General features: G+C 67.3%; 15 protein-coding genes and 1 tRNA gene. 2 read left to right on the top strand and 14 right to left on the bottom strand.

The features are described from left to right. Positions 1-80: 80 nt before the first annotated feature. From Amac_RS52195 to Amac_RS52140, 12 genes are all read right to left on the bottom strand, one after another. Positions 81-3,956, bottom strand: coding sequence for a DNA-directed RNA polymerase subunit beta' (locus tag Amac_RS52195; protein WP_155361866.1), 3,876 nt, complete (start codon positions 3,954-3,956; stop codon positions 81-83). Between the two features lie 14 nt (positions 3,957-3,970). Continuing rightward, positions 3,971-7,435 (bottom strand): DNA-directed RNA polymerase subunit beta, encoded by a 3,465-nt coding sequence (gene rpoB, locus Amac_RS52190; RefSeq protein ID WP_155361865.1) that lies wholly within the window; start codon positions 7,433-7,435, stop codon positions 3,971-3,973. A 423-nt stretch (positions 7,436-7,858) separates the two neighbouring features. Continuing rightward, complete coding sequence (locus tag Amac_RS52185; RefSeq protein WP_155361864.1) at positions 7,859-8,365, bottom strand: Rv1363c family protein; 507 nt, start codon at positions 8,363-8,365, stop codon at positions 7,859-7,861. A gap of 61 nt (positions 8,366-8,426) precedes the next feature. Continuing rightward, entirely contained in the window at positions 8,427-8,915 is a 489-nt protein-coding gene (locus tag Amac_RS52180; protein ID WP_155361863.1) for an Rv1363c family protein, read from the bottom strand. A gap of 454 nt (positions 8,916-9,369) precedes the next feature. Then, the gene (gene rplL, locus Amac_RS52175) at positions 9,370-9,756 is read right to left on the bottom strand and encodes a 50S ribosomal protein L7/L12 (protein ID WP_155361862.1); all 387 of its coding nucleotides are present in this window, start codon (positions 9,754-9,756) and stop codon (positions 9,370-9,372) included. A gap of 79 nt (positions 9,757-9,835) precedes the next feature. Next, positions 9,836-10,360: a 50S ribosomal protein L10 gene (rplJ, locus tag Amac_RS52170; RefSeq protein WP_155361861.1), complete on the bottom strand. Its 525-nt coding sequence runs from the start codon at positions 10,358-10,360 to the stop codon at positions 9,836-9,838. Between the two features lie 563 nt (positions 10,361-10,923). Further along, positions 10,924-11,739 (bottom strand): SCO4651 family lipoprotein, encoded by an 816-nt coding sequence (locus Amac_RS52165; RefSeq protein WP_246269250.1) that lies wholly within the window; start codon positions 11,737-11,739, stop codon positions 10,924-10,926. A 137-nt stretch (positions 11,740-11,876) separates the two neighbouring features. Then, on the bottom strand, positions 11,877-12,590 hold the full coding sequence (gene rplA / locus Amac_RS52160) for a 50S ribosomal protein L1 (RefSeq protein ID WP_155361860.1): 714 nt from the start codon (positions 12,588-12,590) through the stop codon (positions 11,877-11,879). 164 nt (positions 12,591-12,754) lie between these two features. Further along, the gene (gene rplK / locus Amac_RS52155) at positions 12,755-13,186 is read right to left on the bottom strand and encodes a 50S ribosomal protein L11 (RefSeq protein WP_155343418.1); all 432 of its coding nucleotides are present in this window, start codon (positions 13,184-13,186) and stop codon (positions 12,755-12,757) included. A 151-nt stretch (positions 13,187-13,337) separates the two neighbouring features. Next, positions 13,338-14,096 carry a transcription termination/antitermination protein NusG gene (nusG, locus tag Amac_RS52150; RefSeq protein ID WP_155343417.1) on the bottom strand — a complete coding sequence of 253 codons (759 nt, stop codon included), beginning with the start codon at positions 14,094-14,096 and terminating at the stop codon, positions 13,338-13,340. Between the two features lie 44 nt (positions 14,097-14,140). Continuing rightward, complete coding sequence (secE, locus tag Amac_RS52145) at positions 14,141-14,392, bottom strand: preprotein translocase subunit SecE (RefSeq protein ID WP_155361859.1); 252 nt, start codon at positions 14,390-14,392, stop codon at positions 14,141-14,143. 73 nt (positions 14,393-14,465) lie between these two features. Beyond that, a tRNA-Trp gene (locus Amac_RS52140) sits at positions 14,466-14,538 on the bottom strand. Between the two features lie 191 nt (positions 14,539-14,729). On the opposite strand from Amac_RS52140, the gene Amac_RS52135 reads away from it, so the two are divergent. Further along, positions 14,730-15,929: a pyridoxal phosphate-dependent aminotransferase gene (locus tag Amac_RS52135; RefSeq protein ID WP_155361858.1), complete on the top strand. Its 1,200-nt coding sequence runs from the start codon at positions 14,730-14,732 to the stop codon at positions 15,927-15,929. Here Amac_RS52135 and Amac_RS52130 read toward each other — a convergent pair. Further along, positions 15,926-16,507, bottom strand: a complete 582-nt coding sequence (locus Amac_RS52130; RefSeq protein WP_155361857.1) for a hypothetical protein — start codon at positions 16,505-16,507, stop codon at positions 15,926-15,928. The two genes, Amac_RS52135 and Amac_RS52130, sit on opposite strands and share 4 nt — an antisense overlap. Further along, the gene (locus Amac_RS52125) at positions 16,504-16,998 is read right to left on the bottom strand and encodes a SigE family RNA polymerase sigma factor (protein ID WP_155361856.1); all 495 of its coding nucleotides are present in this window, start codon (positions 16,996-16,998) and stop codon (positions 16,504-16,506) included. Before Amac_RS52125 ends, Amac_RS52130 begins: the two co-directional genes overlap by 4 nt. A gap of 73 nt (positions 16,999-17,071) precedes the next feature. On the opposite strand from Amac_RS52125, the gene Amac_RS52120 reads away from it, so the two are divergent. Further along, entirely contained in the window at positions 17,072-18,085 is a 1,014-nt protein-coding gene (locus Amac_RS52120; RefSeq protein ID WP_155361855.1) for an adenosine deaminase, read from the top strand. Positions 18,086-18,147 lie beyond the last annotated feature (62 nt).

Raw genomic sequence — 18,147 nt, 5'->3', positions numbered from 1 at the left:
GGGTGGGTGGGAGAACCCCCGCAACAACGAAATGACGAAGCACCCGGACCTTGAGGATCCGGGTGCTTCGTTGGGCAGGACTAGCGGCCGTACTGGCCGAAGTCGTACTCCTCCAGCGGAACGGCTTCGCCGGAGCCGGAGCCGAAGGTGTAGTCGGACGCGGAGCCGTCGTAGCCGCCGACCGTGTACATGGCGGCCTTGGCCTCCTCGGTGGGCTCGACCCGGATGTTGCGGTACTGGGGCATGCCCGTACCAGCCGGGATGAGCTTGCCGATGATGACGTTCTCCTTGAGGCCCAGGAGCGAGTCCGACTTGGCGTGGATCGCCGCGTCGGTCAGCACTCGGGTGGTCTCCTGGAAGGAGGCCGCCGACAGCCAGGACTCGGTGGCCAGCGACGCCTTGGTGATGCCCATCAGGACGGGACGGCCAGAGGCGGGGGTGCCGCCCTCGGCGACGCACTCGCGGTTGATGCGCTCGAACTTCGGACGCTCCACGAGCTCACCGGGAAGCATGTCGGCGTCGCCGGACTCCAGCACGTTCACGCGCTTGAGCATCTGGCGGACGATGACCTCGATGTGCTTGTCGTGGATGGACACACCCTGCGAGCGGTACACCTGCTGGACTTCCTCCACCAGGTGCAGCTGCACGGCGCGCGGGCCGAGGATGCGGAGCACCTCGTTGGGGTTACGGGCACCGGCGATCAGCTGGTGGCCGACCTCGATGTGCTGCCCCTCCGAGACCGCGAGCCGCGACCGCATCGAGACCGGGTAGGAGATCTCGTCCGAGCCGTCGTCCGGCGTGATCACGATCTTGCGGGTCTTGTCGGTCTCGTCGATCCGAACCCGGCCGGTGACCTCGCTGATCGGAGCCACACCCTTGGGGATGCGGGCCTCGAACAGCTCCTGCACACGCGGCAGGCCGTGGGTGATGTCGGCGCCCGCCACACCACCGGTGTGGAAGGTCCGCATGGTCAGCTGGGTGCCGGGCTCACCGATCGACTGGGCGGCGATGATGCCGACCGCCTCGCCGACGTCGACCAGCTTGCCGGTGGCCAGCGACCGCCCGTAGCAGGTGGCGCAGACCCCGATCTTGGCCTCGCAGACCAGCGTGCTGCGGGTCCGCACCGTCCCGATGCCGGCCTCGACCAGCGCCGTCACCGTCTGGTCGTTGATGTCGGTGCCCGCCGTGGCGATCAGCTTGCCGTCGACCTCCACGTCCTCGGCCAGGATCCGGCCGTGGATGTTACTCTCCGCGTTCTCGGCCTTGACCAGGTTCCCGGCGTGGTCGCGCTCAGCGGTGTGCAGCGGGACCGCGCGGTCGGTGCCGCAGTCGATCTCGCGGACGATGACGTCCTGGGCCACGTCGACGAGTCGACGGGTCAGGTAGCCGGAGTCGGCGGTCCGCAGCGCGGTGTCCGCCAGACCCTTCCGCTGGCCGTGGGTGGAGATGAAGTATTCCAGCACCGACAGGCCCTCCCGGAAGGAGGACTTGATCGGCCGCGGGATCGTCTCACCCTTGGTGTTGGACACCAGGCCGCGGATACCGGCGATCTGCCGGACCTGCATCAGGTTTCCACGCGCGCCGGACTGCACCATCATCCAGATCGGGTTCGTCTTGGCGAACGCGTTCTGCATGTCCTCGGTGACGTCACTGGTGGCGTGGGTCCAGATCTCGATGAGCTCCTGGCGGCGCTCCTCGTCGGTGATCAGACCGCGGTCGTACTCCCGCTGGACCTTGTCGGCCCGCTTCTCGTACGACTCCATGATCGCCGCCTTGTTCGGCGGAGCGATGACGTCGTCGATCGAGATGGTGACCCCGGCCCGGGTGGCCCAGTGGAAGCCCGCGTCCTTGAGCGCGTCCAGAGCGTTGGCGACCTCGACCTTGGGGTAGGTCTCGGCCAGCTCGTTGACGATCGCGGACAGTTGCTTCTTGCCGACCTGGTAGTTGACGAACGGGTAGTTCGCGGGCAGCGTCTGGTTGAACAGGCAGCGGCCGAGCGTCGTCTCAAGACGCAGCGGGTCGCCGACCTCCCAGCCGTCGGGCGCCTCCCAGCCACGCGGCGGGGCGACGTCCTTCAGCCTGACCTGGACCTTGGCCTGCAGATCCAGCTCGCGCCGGTCGTAGGCCATGAGCGCCTCGGAGACCGAGCCGAACACGCGCCCCTCACCGACGGCGTCGTCGCCCTGGGTGGTGAGCGAGTAGAGCCCGATGACCATGTCCTGGGTGGGCATCGTCACCGGCTTGCCGTCGGCCGGCTTGAGGATGTTGTTGGTCGAGAGCATCAGGATGCGCGCCTCGGCCTGGGCCTCGGCCGACAGCGGCAGGTGCACGGCCATCTGGTCGCCGTCGAAGTCCGCGTTGAACGCGGTGCAGACGAGCGGGTGGATCTGGATGGCCTTGCCCTCGACCAGCTGCGGCTCGAAGGCCTGGATGCCCAGGCGGTGCAGCGTCGGCGCCCGGTTGAGCAGCACCGGGTGCTCGGTGATGACCTCTTCCAGCACGTCCCACACGACCGGGCGGGCCCGCTCGACCATGCGCTTGGCGGACTTGATGTTCTGCGCGTGGTTGAGGTCCACCAGCCGCTTCATCACGAACGGCTTGAACAGCTCCAGCGCCATCTGCTTGGGCAGGCCGCACTGGTGCAGCTTCAGCTGCGGGCCGACCACGATGACCGAACGGCCGGAGTAGTCGACACGCTTGCCCAGCAGGTTCTGCCGGAACCGGCCCTGCTTGCCCTTCAGCATGTCGCTGAGGGACTTCAGCGGGCGGTTGCCGGGCCCGGTGACCGGGCGGCCGCGGCGGCCGTTGTCGAACAGCGCGTCGACGGCCTCCTGCAGCATGCGCTTCTCGTTGTTCACGATGATCTCGGGCGCGCCGAGGTCGAGCAGCCGCTTGAGGCGGTTGTTGCGGTTGATGACCCTGCGGTAGAGGTCGTTCAGGTCGGAGGTCGCGAACCGGCCACCGTCCAGCTGCACCATCGGGCGCAGGTCCGGCGGGATGACCGGGATGCAGTCCAGGACCATGCCGGCGGGCGAGTTCCTGGTGTTCAGGAACGCCGCCACGACCTTGAGCCGCTTGAGCGCGCGGGCCTTCTTCTGCCCCTTGCCGCTGCGGATCGTCTCGCGCAGGTTCTCCGCCTCCTGATCGAGGTCGAAGCTCTGCAGCCGCTCCTGGATCGCCTGCGCGCCCATGCCGCCCTTGAAGTAACGACCGAACCGGTCGCGCATCTCGCGGTACAGCATCTCGTCGCCCTCAAGGTCCTGGACCTTGAGGTTCTTGAAGCGGCTCCAGACCTCGTCCAGCCGGTCCAGCTCGCGCTGGGCCCGGTCGCGAAGCTGGCGCATCTCACGGTCGGCGCCCTCACGCACCTTGCGGCGCGCGTCGCCCTTCGCCCCGGCGGCCTCCAGCTCGGCCAGGTCGCCTTCCAGCTTCTTCTGCCTGGCCTCGATGTCGGCGTCGCGCCGCTGCTCGACGTGCTGCCGCTCGACGGAGATCTTCGCCTCCAGCGAGGGCAGGTCTCGGTCGCGCATCTCCGCGTCCACCTGCGTGATCATGTACGCCGCGAAGTAGATGACCTTCTCCAGGTCCTTCGGGGCGAGGTCCAGCAGGTAGCCAAGACGCGACGGAACACCCTTGAAGTACCAGATGTGGGTGACCGGCGCGGCCAGCTCGATGTGACCCATGCGCTCACGCCGCACCTTGGCCCGGGTCACCTCGACGCCGCAGCGCTCACAGATGATGCCCTTGAACCGGACGCGCTTGTACTTGCCGCAGTAGCACTCCCAGTCCCGGGTCGGGCCGAAGATCTTCTCGCAGAAGAGTCCGTCCTTCTCGGGCTTGAGGGTTCGGTAGTTGATGGTCTCCGGCTTCTTGACCTCACCGTGCGACCACTGACGGATGTCGTCTGCGGTCGCCAGGCCGATCCTGAGCTCGTCGAAGAAGTTGACGTCCAGCATGTGCTATCTCCCCCTCAGACTTCTTCCACGCTGCTCGGCTCGCGCCGGGACAGATCGATACCGAGCTCCTCCGCGGCGCGGAAGACGTCCTCGTCGGTGTCGCGCATCTCGATGGACATGCCGTCGCTGGAGAGCACCTCGACGTTCAGGCACAGCGACTGCATTTCCTTGATGAGGACCTTGAAGGACTCCGGGATGCCCGGCTCGGGGATGTTCTCGCCCTTGACGATGGCCTCGTAGACCTTCACGCGGCCCAGCACGTCGTCGGACTTGATGGTGAGCAGTTCCTGCAGCGCGTAGGCGGCGCCGTAAGCCTCCAGCGCCCACACCTCCATCTCGCCGAATCGCTGCCCGCCGAACTGCGCCTTACCACCCAGCGGCTGCTGAGTGATCATCGAGTACGGCCCGGTCGACCGGGCGTGGATCTTGTCGTCGACCAGGTGGAGCAGCTTGAGGATGTAGATGTAACCGACCGAGACCGGGTGCGGGAACGGCTCGCCGGAGCGGCCGTCGAACAGCCGGGCCTTGCCGTTCTCCCCGACCATGCGCGAGCCGTCCCTGTTCTTCAGGGTGTTGCTCAGCAGGCCGACGATCTCCTCCTCCTGGGCGCCGTCGAACACCGGCGTGGCGACCTTGGTGAACGGGTTCACCTCGCCGAGGCCCTTGTCGCGGAGGCGCTCGGCCCACGCGTCCTCGATCCCGCTGACGTCCCATCCTCGGGCGGCGATCCACCCCAGGTGGGTTTCCAGGACCTGGCCGACGTTCATCCGGCCGGGCACGCCCAGCGGGTTGAGCACGATGTCGACCGCGGTGCCGTCCTCCAGGAACGGCATGTCCTCGACCGGCAGGATCTTGGAGATGACACCCTTGTTGCCGTGCCGACCGGCCAGCTTGTCGCCGTCGGTGATCTTGCGCTTCTGGGCCACATACACGCGGACCAGCTCGTTCACGCCGGGGGGAAGCTCGTCGCCCTCCTCGCGGCTGAACACGCGGACGCCGATGACCTTGCCGGACTCGCCGTGCGGCACCTTCAGCGAGGTGTCGCGGACCTCGCGCGCCTTCTCCCCGAAGATCGCGCGCAGCAGCCGCTCCTCCGGGGTCAGCTCGGTCTCACCCTTGGGCGTGACCTTGCCGACCAGGATGTCACCGGTGACGACCTCGGCCCCGATGCGGATGATGCCGCGCTCGTCCAGGTCGGCCAGGACCTCCTCGGAGACGTTCGGGATGTCCCGGGTGATCTCCTCGGGGCCCAGCTTGGTGTCGCGGGCGTCGACCTCGTGCTCCTCGATGTGGATCGAGGACAGGACGTCGTCCTGCACCAGGCGCTGGGAGAGGATGATCGCGTCCTCGTAGTTGTGACCCTCCCACGGCATGAACGCCACGAGCAGGTTCTTGCCGAGCGCCATCTCACCGGTGTCGGTGCACGGCCCGTCGGCGATGACCTGGTTGACCTCGACCCGGTCGCCCTCGGCCACGATCGGCTTCTGGTTGAAGCAGGTGCCCTGGTTGGAGCGCTTGAACTTGGCCACTCGGTAGGTGGTCCTGGTGCCGTCGTCGTTCATGACGGTCACGTAGTCGGCCGAGACCTCCTCGACCACACCCGCCTTCTCGGCGTTGATCACGTCGCCGGCGTCGGTCGCGGCACGGTACTCCATGCCGGTGCCGACCAGCGGGGCCTCGCTCTTGAGCAGGGGCACCGACTGGCGCTGCATGTTGGAGCCCATCAGGGCGCGGTTGGCGTCGTCGTGCTCCAGGAACGGGATCATGGCGGTCGCCACCGACACCATCTGGCGCGGCGAGACGTCCATGTAGTCGACCTCGCTCGGGTGCACGGCCTCGAACTCGCCGCCCTTGCGGCGAGCCAGCACGCGCTCCTCGGCGAAGGCGCCGTCGGGGTGCAGCGTCGTGTTGGCCTGGGCCACCACGTGCCGGTCCTCCTGGTCGGCGGTGAGGTAGTCGACCTGCGCCGACACCTTGCCGTCGATCACCTTCCGGTACGGCGTCTCGACGAACCCGAAGGAGTTGATCCGGCCGAAGGAGGCCAGCGAGCCGATCAGGCCGATGTTCGGGCCTTCCGGCGTCTCGATCGGGCACATCCGGCCGTAGTGGGACGGGTGCACGTCTCGGACCTCGAACCCGGCCCGCTCCCGTGACAGACCGCCGGGGCCGAGGGCCGACAGGCGCCGCTTGTGGGTCAGACCGGCCAGCGGGTTGGTCTGGTCCATGAACTGCGACAGCTGCGAGGTGCCGAAGAACTCCTTGATCGACGCCACCACCGGGCGGATGTTGATCAGGGTCTGCGGCGTGATCGCCTCGACGTCCTGGGTGGTCATGCGCTCCCGGACGACACGCTCCATCCGGGCCAGGCCCAGCCGGACCTGGTTCTGGATGAGCTCGCCCACGGTGCGCAGGCGGCGGTTGCCGAAGTGGTCGATGTCATCGGTCTCGATGATCACCGAACCGTCGGGGCCCATGGTCTCCTCGCCGGCGTGCAGCCGGACGATGTACTCGATGGTGGAGACGATGTCCTCGTCGGTGAGGGTGCCCTGAGTGATCTCAGAGTCCACTCCCAGCTTCTTATTGATCTTGTATCGGCCGACCTTGGCCAGGTCGTACCGCTTGGGGTTGAAGTACAGGTTCTCCAGCAGCGTCTGCGCGGACTCCTTGGTGGGAGGCTCACCCGGGCGCAGCTTGCGGTAGATGTCCAGCAGCGCGTCGTCCTGGCCGGAGGTGTGATCCTTCTCCAGGGTGGCGCGCATCGACTCGTACTGACCGAAACGCTCCAAGATCTGGTCGGTCGTCCAGCCGAGCGCCTTGAGCAGGACCGTGACGGCCTGCTTGCGCTTGCGGTCGATGCGGACGCCGACGCTGTCGCGCTTGTCGATCTCGAATTCGAGCCAGGCGCCGCGGGACGGGATCACCCGGCAGCCGTACAGGTCCTTGTCGGAGGTCTTGTCGACACTGCGGTCGAAGTAGACACCCGGGGACCGCACCAGCTGGGAGACCACGACACGCTCGGTGCCGTTGATGATGAAGGTGCCCTTCGAGGTCATGAGCGGGAAGTCGCCCATGAACACGGTCTGGCTCTTGATCTCACCGGTGGTGTTGTTGATGAACTCCGCGGTCACGAACATGGGCGCGGAGTAGGTCATGTCCTTGTCCTTGCACTCGTCGACCGAGTACTTGGGCGGCTCGAACCGGTGATCCCGGAACGAGAGAGACATGGTTCCGGAGAAGTCCTCGATGGGACTGATCTCCTCAAAAATCTCTTCGAGGCCCGACTGGGCGGGTACGTCCTTCCGTCCGGCCAGCCTGGCCGCCTCGACCCGAGCCTTCCACTTCTCGTTACCGAGCAACCAGTCGAAGGACTCGGTCTGCAGAGCTAGAAGATCAGGAACTTCGAGTGGCTCCTGAATACGTGCGAAAGACACGGTACGGGGACCGGCGGGTACGGCGGAGGCGTTGCGCGAGGCTGCCAACAGATGTCCTTCCGAGGGCTCGCGGACTGACTACACGCACGCCAGACGACCATGCAGCAAGGTTACTGAGAGAAGCGGTCGTCAAAGGGCAGCGCAAAGGGGCAGTGTAGCCGATGGGCATACACCTGTCCACTCCGCTCTCGCTCTGCGCTCCACGTTGCTGGCAGCATCACCCGTCTGCGCCGAAACGTCAAGCCCGAGAGCCGACATTTCAGCTAACCAATGGCCAGCACGCTGGGTTTTTCCCTTCCGCGCCACATTCGAAAGCCGCAAGACCCTGTCGATACCCTCGACCGGGGGCAGCTAACGCTCTGTCACGCGGAGGACCGAACGTTGACCGACGGTCGACCTCTGCCGTGCATAGGGCATCCCCGGACAGGTGGGGGCTAAACCCAACCTTGACTAACAATTGAATAACGCGGCTCATCGGATGGGCGTGTTGCCCAAGAGGGTCGAAAGGTCCGAAACCAGCCAACGATCATCAATCCGTACCATGACCAGGCGCGCTCTGTTCTGGACCACCTGCCGGACAGGGCTTCCCGCGCTGGTTTCGGACGAGGATGTGGTCATGTTGAGGAAGACCAGTACGCGGACCTCGTCCGGGGTCGCCGACTCCACGGCGGCGTCGGCGACTACTGCCTGTTGCACCGTTTTCTGCCGGGTCGCGGCGGGCTCGAGGGTGGCCGCGAGGCGCTCGTAGCGGGCCACGAGATCACCGGTGGCGTGCCCCTTGGCGCGGGCCAGATCCTCCTTGATCGTCCGGTAGTCGTAGGACAACATGTCCGCCGCGTAGGTGACGGCCGCGTTCGACGCCTCCTGGCCCGCCCGCCGGCTCTCCTCAAGCCGCCGCGCGTCCAGAAACACCCATAGGGCCGCGACGCCCGTCACGACCGCCAGGAGGGCCAGGAACGCGGTCAGCCGGAGTTTCATCGCACCAGCCCCGCTCCATCCGCTTGGGATTCAGACCCCACAGTTCCGGTCAGCCGGAGTTTCATCGCACCAACTCCGCCTTGGCGACCAGCCACTTGCCCGACTCCTTGACCAGGGTCATCCGCCAGCGGGTGAACCGCTCCTCCGCAGGGTCGTCCCGGTCCGCCCAGTCGATCACCGAGTCGGCCACCACCAGCGCCTGGGCGGTCGTGCCGGTGAAGGAGGTCAGCCCGGTACCGCGGAGCACGCCGGTCTGCTGGGACTTGTTGGCCAGGGTGGCCTGCCGGAGCGTCGTCTCGTAGCCGGCCCTGGCCTCGCCGGTGGAGGTGGCCAGGATGCGGTCGAGGGTGGAGTCGAGCGTGCGGTGGTCCAGGGACAGCAGGTTGATCGCATGGGTGGCGGCGGTCTGCATGGCGGCCTGCCGATCGGCGGCCACGGCCAGCTCCTCGGCCCTGCTCTGCCAGGCCAGCCAGCCCAGCCCCGCAAACCCCACACTGAGCAGGGCCAGAGCAACGTTCAGCCGAACCGGGGCCCGGCGCACGTCACGCACGCTGGCCTCCGCAGGGGGTCAGCTGGCCTCCGCCGGAGATCAGCTGCGGCGATAGACCTCTTGATCGAACGGACGGCCGCCACCCGCCTCCGTGGGACGTCAACCGCAGCGACAGACCCCTTCGCCGAACGGACGGCCGCCACCCGCCTCCGTGGGACGTCAACCGCAGCGACAGACCCCTTCGCCGAACGGACGGCCGCCACCGGCCTCCGTGGGACGTCAACCGCGGCGATAGACCTCTTCGTCGAACGGACGGCCGCCGCCGGCCTCCACGGGTCAGTTGCGGCGGGATCGGCAGCGGCTCGCCGGGATCATGGCAGAGCGGCGACTCGGCCGCCGGCTCGGCGACGTTCTCCGATATCCCGATTTCCACGCCCACACAGGCACGGTATAGGAATGCGAAAGGAGCGGCCCACCGAAGTGAACCGCTCCTTCTTGACTACCGCGACAAGCGTTACTTGACGGTGACGCCGGCGCCGGCGCCCTCCAGGGCGGCCTTGGCCTTCTCCGCCTGCTCCTTGCTGACCTTGCCGTCGAAGACCGACTTGGGAGCGCCGTCCACAAGGTCCTTGGCCTCCTTGAGGCCCAGGCTGGTGAGGGCCCGGATCTCCTTGATGACCTGGATCTTCTTGTCGCCGGCCGACTCGAGGATGACCTCGAACTCGTCCTGCTCCTCGACCTCTTCCACCGCGGCGGCGGGGCCGGCGGCGGCGGCAACGGCGACCGGGGCGGCGGCCTTGACGTCGAAGGTCTCCTCGAAGAGCTTCACGAAGTCGGACAGCTCAAGGAGGGTCATCTCCTTGAAAGTGTCGAGCAGCTCGTCGGTGCTGAGCTTCGCCATGGTGTTCCTCCAGTGATCTAGCTACGTTTTCAAAGGGACCGCGGTCTGCGCTTCCCCCCGCTTTCGCGGACCTTCCTGATTACTCGCCGGCCTCTTCGCGCTTGGCGCGCAGAGCTTCGGCCAGTCGAGCCATCTGCGTGGGCAGCGCGGCGAAGGTGGCGGCAGCCTGGGACTGCTTGGCCTTCAGGGCGCCGGCCAGCTTCGCGAGGAGCACCTCGCGGGACTCAAGGTCAGCCAGCTTGGAGATCTCGGCCGGGGTCATCGGCTTGCCGTCGACGACACCGCCCTTGATCACCAGAAGGGGGTTGGCCTTGGCGAATTCACGCAGGCCCTTGGCCGCCTCCACCACGTCGCCCTTGACGAAGGCGATCGCGGTCGGGCCGGTGAGCAGCCCGTCCAGGGAGGTGATCCCGGCGTTGTTCGCCGCGATCTTGGTCAGCGTGTTCTTCGCCACGGCGAACTTCGCATTCCCACCGAGAGAGACGCGCAGCTGCTTGAGCTGGGCGACGGTGAGACCGCGGTATTCGGTCAGAACAGCGGCGCTGGAGCTGTCGAACTCGCTCGTGAGCTCGGCGACCGCGCCGGTCTTCTCCGACTTCGCCATGGGCCCTCCTTCCAGATGTGCCACCGGCGAAGGCGTGAAAACGAACAAGCCCCGGCGCAGGGCGCACGGGGCTCACGTCAAGCGAAGCTCACATCCACACCTGCGCGGGCCGTCCACTCACGTGGATCCTTCGGTCAACGGGCTTGTAGGCACCCGAAGACGACCGGCGGTCTTTGGCAGAACACAGAGTACGTGTCAATCCCTCAGAAACCAAATCGGTGACATTGGCCGATCCTCCGGATCGGCGGGCTTGCAGTGACATGGCCGCGCCTCCGGCACGGCGGGCTTGGCCGCCTTCAGCCTGCGTCTTCCCTCGTCACTCCGGGCCGCTCCGCGACCCTGCGTTCCTCAGTCCAGACACAGGCGCGGCCAAGCCGCTTGATTGCCCTGGATAGGAGTGATGGCCGGGTTAAGAAGGTGCGGTTGTCCAGACACAGGCGCGGCCAAGCCGGAACATACGACCTACGGCGCGGAGGTTGCCCATAGGGGGCGGTTGCCCAGAGTTGGTTCGCGGCCTGCGTTCCTCAGTGCGGAACGCAGGCGCGGCCAAGCCGACACGGGGGTTATTCAGTGACCGGGGCGTTCTTCGGCATTTCGCCGACCTGGTCGGCGGGTGGGGCGTCGATTGAGAGTTGTTCGTTGAAGGAGGTGAAGAGCAGGGCGGCGGTGAAGGTGGCGCCCTCGGCGGCGCCGTTCAGCTGGATCTTGCGGGGGAGGCCCTGGTCGTCGATCCAGGCGTCGAACTTCATGTCCTTGACGGCGGACAGCTGGCCGCTCAGCGCGTCCTGCGATTCCTTGGGCAGCAGCTTGACCGCCTCGGCCACCGGGAAGGTGCCCGCGTAGTGCGTGGTCTGCACGTTGCCGACGGTCTCGTTGCCGACGGCCTTGACGTCCTTGGAGGCGGTGAGCAGGGCCACGCTGGACTTCAGGTCGATCTGCTGGGCCTGGCTGAGGAACTGCCGCACGCTGGCGTCGTCGCCGACCTCGCTGAGGCCCACCTTGACCCATGGTTTGGTGGTGCCCGTCAGCTGCTTGAGCACGTCCAGCTTCAGGTAGGCGGTCTCGTCGACCAGGATGGCGCGCACGCCGCCGGGCAGCGGCTGGCCCGCGAAGCTCACCTGGCTGAGATTGATGTCGGAAGCGAGCGTGGGCTTCTGCTGCAGCAGCATGGTGCCGCGCACGTTGCCCGTGGAACCCTTCGGGTCACTGAAGTCGACCACGATGTCGGCGGCGTAGGACGTGACATCCTCGGCCTTCTGGGCGGTCTGCGCTAAGGCGTCGGCCGCCGAAAGCTGGACCTCCCCGAGGGGCTGAGCCGTCGTCGTGCCACACCCGGCCGCGGCGATCAGCGCGGCGGCCACCAGAAGTCGGCGCATCATATTCGTCCTTTCGTCGCCCAGAGCCTACGTTCGCGGGAAGATCGACGCGTCGCCGGCGCGATATCCGCACACTTTCTCCACACAAACGAAGACCCCCACCCGGCTACCCGGATGGGGGTCGTTCAGACCTGAAACGATCAGGCGTCGAGCTCGGCGGTCAAGGCCCGCGTCACGTTCGGGTCGACCGGGATACCGGGGCCCATGGACGTGGCGAAGGTGACCTTCTTCAGGTAGCGGCCCTTGGCGGCGGACGGCTTGAGCCGCAGCACCTCGTCCAGGGCGGCGGCGTAGTTCTCCACCAGCTGGCGATCCTCGAAGGAGGCCTTGCCGATGATGAAGTGCAGGTTCGCGTGCCGGTCCACCCGGAACTCGATCTTGCCGCCCTTGATGTCGGTGACGGCCTTGCCGACGGCCGGGGTGACGGTGCCGGTCTTCGGGTTGGGCATCAGACCACGCGGACCGAGCACCCGGCCCAGGCGGCCGACCTTGCCCATCAGGTCCGGCGTGGCCACGACGGCGTCGAAGTCGAGACGGCCCTTGGCCACCTCGTCGATGAGCTCGTCGGCGCCCACGATGTCGGCGCCCGCGGCGCGGGCCTCCTCGGCACGGTCACCGGTCGCGAAGACCAGGACCCGGGCGGTCTTGCCGGTGCCGTGCGGGAGGTTGACGGTGCCGCGGACCATCTGGTCGGCCTTGCGCGGGTCGACGCCCAGCCGCAGGGCCACCTCGACGGTGGCGTCGAACTTGGTGGTGGCGGTCTTCTTGGCCACCCGGACGCCGTCCAGCGGCGACAGGACGGCTTCGCGGTCGATCTGCTGCGCCGCGTTCTTCCAGCTCTTGCTGCGCTTCACTTTCTTCTCCTAATGGAGTTCGTGGTACGGACCGCGCGAGGCCCTTCCACAGTGTTGATTGCGATGCTTCGCATCGCGGTTCGGTTGCTCAACCCCGGTGTCTTCCCTCGTCGCTTCGCTCCTCAGTCCAGACACCGGCGCACCCTCACGGGTTTAGATGTGTACTACTCGGCGACCGTGATGCCCATGGAACGGGCGGTGCCGGCGATGATGCGCTCGGCCATCTCGATGTCGTTGGCGTTCAGGTCGGGCATCTTCGTCTCGGCGATCTGCCGCAGCTGCTCCTTGGTGAGGTGACCCACCTTGGTCTTCAGCGGGTTGGCGGAGCCGCCCTTGAGGCCGAGCGCCTTCTTGATCAGCTCAGGCGCCGGCGGCGTCTTCGTGATGAAGGTGAAGCTGCGGTCCTCGAAGATGGTGATCTCGACGGGGATGATGTTGCCCCGCTGAGCTTCCGTCGCCGCGTTGTACTGCTTGACGAATTCCATGATGTTCACGCCGTGCGGACCGAGCGCGGTACCGACGGGCGGCGCGGGCGTGGCCTGGCCAGCGGGAAGCTGGACCTTCACCAACGCCGCGATTTTCTTCTTGGGAGGCATGACTCTCTCCGGGTCCTCAATGATTTCCGTGGTGCCCCGGCGTTACCTGCCTGAGGGCAGCCTGGGGCGTCCCCGCGTGGCGGGGAGAACTAGACGAGTCTACTTGACCGAGACAGAGACCCGAGACAGATGACCCGAGACGGAGACTCTGTCAGATCTTCGAGACCTGGTTGAACGAGAGCTCCACCGGGGTCTCCCGGCCGAAGATCGACACCAGCACCTTGAGCTTCTGCGACTCGGGGCTGATCTCGCTGACCGAGGCCGGCAGCGTGGCGAACGGGCCGTCCATGACGGTGACCGACTCGCCGATCTCGAACTCGACCGTGGAGGCCGTGGCCTTCGCGGAGGCCTTCTTGACCTCTTCGGTCGGCTCCGGCGCGAGCAGCTTGGCCACCTCGTCGAGGTTGAGCGGGCTCGGCTTGTTGGACAGGCCCACGAAGCCGGTCACGCCGGGCGTGTTCCGCACGGCGGCCCAGGACTCGTCGGTCAGGTCCATCCGGACCAGCACGTAGCCGGGGAGCACCCGCTCCTTGATCGGCGTCTTCTTGCCACCCTTGAACTCGGTGACCGTGTGGGTCGGCACCTCGACCTGGAAGATGAAATCCTCCATGTTGAGGGAGCCGGTGCGGCTCTCGATGTTCTGCTTCACCCGGTTCTCGTAGCCCGCGTACGAATGGATGACATACCACTCGCCGAACTGGCCGCGGAGCTGGCGCTTGAACTCTTCGATCGGGTCGACATCGGGAAGCACATCACCGTCTTCGTCAACAGCGGAGACAGCCTCGGCTTCAGCGTCGCCGGTGGCCTCCTCGACCTCCGACTCGACCTCTTCTGCCTCTTCCGTCGTCTCGGCTTCCCACTCGTCGTGCTCGTCGTGGGAGCCGTCGACCGGCAGCGGGGACTCGGACACGGTGACTATTCCTCTTTCCTCGATGAACTGGACGTGCGGCGCGATCAGGAACCGAAGACCGCGAGCACGCCCCTCGTCAGCAGGAAGTCGAGCAGAGACACGATTCCCACCATGATCAGACAGAACCCGAGCACCACGATGGTGTAGTTGATCAGGTCTTTCCGGGTGGGCCAAATGACCTTACGCAGCTCGCTGACGGCCTGCCGATAGAAAAGGGCGGGAGAGGTGCGTTTCTTCTTCTCGCCGCTCGGCTTGCCTGGCTGTGCCGCGGCCTCGCCGCGCGTGTCGATCGCCACAGTCCTCACCTGATCCGTCGTGTCCATCGCAGCTGGCGGCTCTTACGCCCTATAGTGCGCGGACCGCACTCCGCAGGGCACGAGGGACTCGAACCCCCAACCGCCGGTTTTGGAGACCGGTGCGCTACCAATTGCGCTAGTGCCCTAAGCCGTGCACCACCCTACCCGACTGTTTCGGCGTTGTGGCCCACTAGACGGTGAAGTGTACGTGGGAATGGCTGCTTCGTCGAACCAGTTGGCAGCCGCACCTTCACCGCAGCTCAAAGCTACCGTGTGGGGTTGTCCGGATGATGGAATTGCGCGGGAGACACGGCGCGTGTTCTGAAAACATGGAGGCATGACCCGAATCTCCGCGCGTGTCGCCGCTATCACAGAATCCGCCACCCTGGCCGTGGACGCCAAAGCGAAGGCGATGAAGGCGGCCGGCCGCCCGGTGATCGGGTTCGGCGCCGGCGAGCCCGACTTCCCGACCCCCGACTACATCGTCGAGGCCGCGATCGAGGCGTGCCGCAATCCGCGCTTCCACAAGTACACCCCGGCGGGCGGCCTGCCCGAGCTCAAGCAGGCCATCGCCGAGAAGACCAAGCGCGACTCGGGCTTCGCCGTGGACGCCGCACAGGTGCTGGTCACCAACGGCGGCAAGCAGGCCGTGTACGAAGCCTTCGCCACCCTGCTGAACCCGGGCGACGAGGTGCTCGTGGTGGCGCCGTACTGGACCACCTATCCGGAGGCGATCAAGCTGGCCGGGGGCGTGCAGGTGGACGTGCTCACCGACGAGAGCACCGGCTATCTGGCCTCGGTGGAGCAGCTGGAGGCTTGCCTGACCGAGCGCACGACCACGCTGCTGCTGGTCTCGCCGTCCAACCCGACCGGCGCGGTCTACTCCCCCGCCCAGATCGGGGAGATCGGCCGCTGGGCGCTGGAGAAGGGTCTCTGGGTGGTCACCGACGAGATCTACGAACACCTGGTGTACGGCTCCGCCAAGTTCACCAGCGTGGCGACCGCCGTGCCGGAACTGCGGGACAAGGTCGTGGTGGTGAACGGGGTCGCGAAGACGTACGCGATGACGGGCTGGCGGGTCGGCTGGCTGATCGGCCCGGCCGACGTGGTGAAGGCGGCCACCAACCTGCAGTCGCATGCCACCTCGAACGTGTCGAACGTGGCCCAGGCGGCGGCGCTGGCGGCCGTCAGCGGGGATCTGACCGCGGTGACCGCGATGCGGGAGGCGTTCGACCGGCGGCGGCAGGCGATGGTGCGGCTGCTCAACGAGATTCCGGGCGTGGTGTGCCCTGAACCTTTCGGGGCGTTCTACGCCTACCCCACGGTCAAGGAGCTACTGGGCAAGGAGCTGCGCGGGCAGCGGCCCGCGACGACGGCGGAGCTGGCGGAGCTGATCCTGGAAGAGGCGGAAGTCGCCCTGGTTCCGGGTGAGGCTTTCGGGACACCTGGCTACTTCCGCCTCTCGTACGCGCTCGGTGATGAGGACCTCGCCGAGGGCATCAGCCGGTTGGCCAAACTGTTCGCCGAGGCGCGCTAATCCGCCAGGGTGAGCCCTTCGGCGACCTTGATGAGCTCGGCCTCGATCGTGGCCGCGTCCAGCTTCTCGGCCAGGCTCGGTTCCAGGACGACGAGCACGCCGTGCGTGTCGTCGAGGACTCGGGCGATCATGTTGCCGTCGTTCAGGTAGGTGTTCTCGGCGACCTTCTTGCCGTCCAGCCTGCCGTCCTGGTCGAGGGTCGTGGCGCCGTCCTTGTACACGCCTACCCACACGCCGCACGCGCCCGGGGTGTCACAGCCCTGGGGCAGGTAGCCGACGCTGACGCCGTCGACCACGAAGGGGGTGGTGACCGGCTCCGGCGTCGGGGTGGCGGGCACGATGTCGGTGGCCTCGGGGGCGGGGGTGGCCGCCACGCTGACGGCCGGGCCGGAGGTCAGGCTCATCGTCACCGGGACGGCCACGGCGGCCGTGGCGGTGACCAGGGCGACGCCCGCCGTCCTGAGTCTGATGGTGGCGCGGCGGCTGCGGCGGCGCACCGACCGGCCCATCATCGGGCTGGCGTGCACGTGCGCGACATGCTGCGCCATCGCTTCCTTCAGTGCTTGTTCGGTGTTCATACCGGCACTCCTTCCGCAAGACGCTCTCTGATCCGGGCGAGCCCTCTGGCCGCCTGGCTTTTCACGGTGCCGATCGCGCAGCCCAGAGCGGCGGCGGTCTCGGCTTCCGACATGTCCTCCCAGTAGCGGAGGACGATCACTGCCCGCATCCGGGCGGGCAGCTTCCGCAGTTCGGCCATGAGCGCGTCGCGCAGGCCGTGGTCGACCGCGTCCACGGCGGTCTCGGGCGGGCGGGCGAAGGTGATCTCCTGGATCACCCGTTTCCGCCGGGCCCGGCTGATCGCCGCGTTGACCACCACCCGCCGGGCGTACGCCTCCGGGTTGTCGTGCCGGATGCGACCCCAGTGCCGGTAGACCCGCTCCAGCGCGCCCTGGACCAGATCTTCGGCGTCGTGCGGCGACGCTCCGCAGACCAGGACGGCGGTGCGGAGCAGGGCGGTGCTGCGCGCGGCCAGGAACTCGTCGAAGGCCGCTTCGTCTTCCTCGGTCATGAGCTCCCCTTTCGATCCTCCACAACGCGTGAAGCCCGCCCGAGGTTGAGCGCGGTTACGGCAGGATAAGGAGATGTCGCGCCCGCTCCTCGCCCTCCCGAAGGCCCACCTCCACCTGCACTTCACCGGTTCGATGCGGCACAGCACGCTGATCGAGCTGGCCGTCGAACACGGCGTGCACCTGCCGGACGCGCTGGTCCAGGACTGGCCGCCGCAGCTGCGCGCCACCGACGAGCGCGGCTGGTTCCGGTTCCAGCGGCTCTACGACATCGCCCGTTCGGTGCTGCGCCGCCCCGAGGACGTCTACCGGCTGCTCAGGGAGGCCGCCGAGGACGAGCGGGCGGAGGGTTCGCGCTGGCTGGAGATCCAGGTGGACCCCTCGGGTTACGCGCAGCGGTTCGGTGGGCTGACCCCGACCCTGGAGCTCATGCTGGACGCGGCGGAACGCGCCGCCAAGCAGGTCGGGGTCGGGATGGCCGTGATCGTCGCCGCCAACCGCACCCGGCATCCGCTGGACGCCAGGACGCTGGCCCGGCTGGCCACCCAGTATCAGGACCGGGGCGTGATCGGCTTCGGCCTGTCCAACGACGAGCGCCGGGGCCGGGCCAGGGATTTCGACGGCGCGTTCCGGATCGCCAAGCGGGCGGGCCTGCTGGCCGTGCCGCACGGGGGCGAGCTGCTGGGCGCGGTCAGCGTGGCCGAATGCGTGGACGATCTGGACGCCGACCGGGTGGGGCACGGCGTGCGGGCCGCCGAGAACGCCCGGCTAATGGAGCGTCTTGCCGACCGGCAAATCGCCTGCGAGGTGTGCCCGCTGTCCAACGTCGGACTCGGCGTGGTCGAGCGGCCCGAGGACGTCCCACTACGGCGACTCTTCGACGCCGGCGTCCCGATCGCCCTGGGCGCCGACGACCCGCTGCTGTTCGGCGCCCGGCTACTCCCCCAGTACGAACTGGCCAGAGACGTGTACGGCTTCCGCGACGCCGAACTCGCCGAACTGGCCCGCCAATCGATCCGCTCCTCAGCGGCCCCGGACTCACTCAAGAAGGAACTACTCACCGAGATCGACACCTGGCTGGCGGGCTAGCGCATTGCCGATTCGCGCCCTCTGAGGCATTCCAACCGGACCCGGGGTTCTCCCCACCCACC

The organism is Acrocarpospora macrocephala (genome assembly GCF_009687865.1).
Taxonomy (GTDB): Bacteria; Actinomycetota; Actinomycetes; order Streptosporangiales; family Streptosporangiaceae; genus Acrocarpospora; species Acrocarpospora macrocephala.
This window is presented reverse-complemented; position numbering and strand designations above follow the sequence as displayed.

What these genes read in the sequence shown, in the direction of transcription:
- Amac_RS52195 (WP_155361866.1), bottom strand. Translation starts at nt 3,956, where the DNA reads ATGCTGGACGTCAACTTCTTCGACGAGCTCAGGATCGGCCTGGCGACC.
- Amac_RS52185 (WP_155361864.1), bottom strand. Translation starts at nt 8,365, where the DNA reads ATGAAACTCCGGCTGACCGCGTTCCTGGCCCTCCTGGCGGTCGTGACG.
- rplL (WP_155361862.1), bottom strand. Translation starts at nt 9,756, where the DNA reads ATGGCGAAGCTCAGCACCGACGAGCTGCTCGACACTTTCAAGGAGATG.
- rplJ (WP_155361861.1), bottom strand. Translation starts at nt 10,360, where the DNA reads ATGGCGAAGTCGGAGAAGACCGGCGCGGTCGCCGAGCTCACGAGCGAG.
- Amac_RS52165 (WP_246269250.1), bottom strand. Translation starts at nt 11,739, where the DNA reads ATGATGCGCCGACTTCTGGTGGCCGCCGCGCTGATCGCCGCGGCCGGG.
- rplK (WP_155343418.1), bottom strand. Translation starts at nt 13,186, where the DNA reads ATGCCTCCCAAGAAGAAAATCGCGGCGTTGGTGAAGGTCCAGCTTCCC.
- Amac_RS52135 (WP_155361858.1), top strand. Translation starts at nt 14,730, where the DNA reads ATGACCCGAATCTCCGCGCGTGTCGCCGCTATCACAGAATCCGCCACC.
- Amac_RS52130 (WP_155361857.1), bottom strand. Translation starts at nt 16,507, where the DNA reads ATGAACACCGAACAAGCACTGAAGGAAGCGATGGCGCAGCATGTCGCG.
- Amac_RS52125 (WP_155361856.1), bottom strand. Translation starts at nt 16,998, where the DNA reads ATGACCGAGGAAGACGAAGCGGCCTTCGACGAGTTCCTGGCCGCGCGC.
- Amac_RS52120 (WP_155361855.1), top strand. Translation starts at nt 17,072, where the DNA reads ATGTCGCGCCCGCTCCTCGCCCTCCCGAAGGCCCACCTCCACCTGCAC.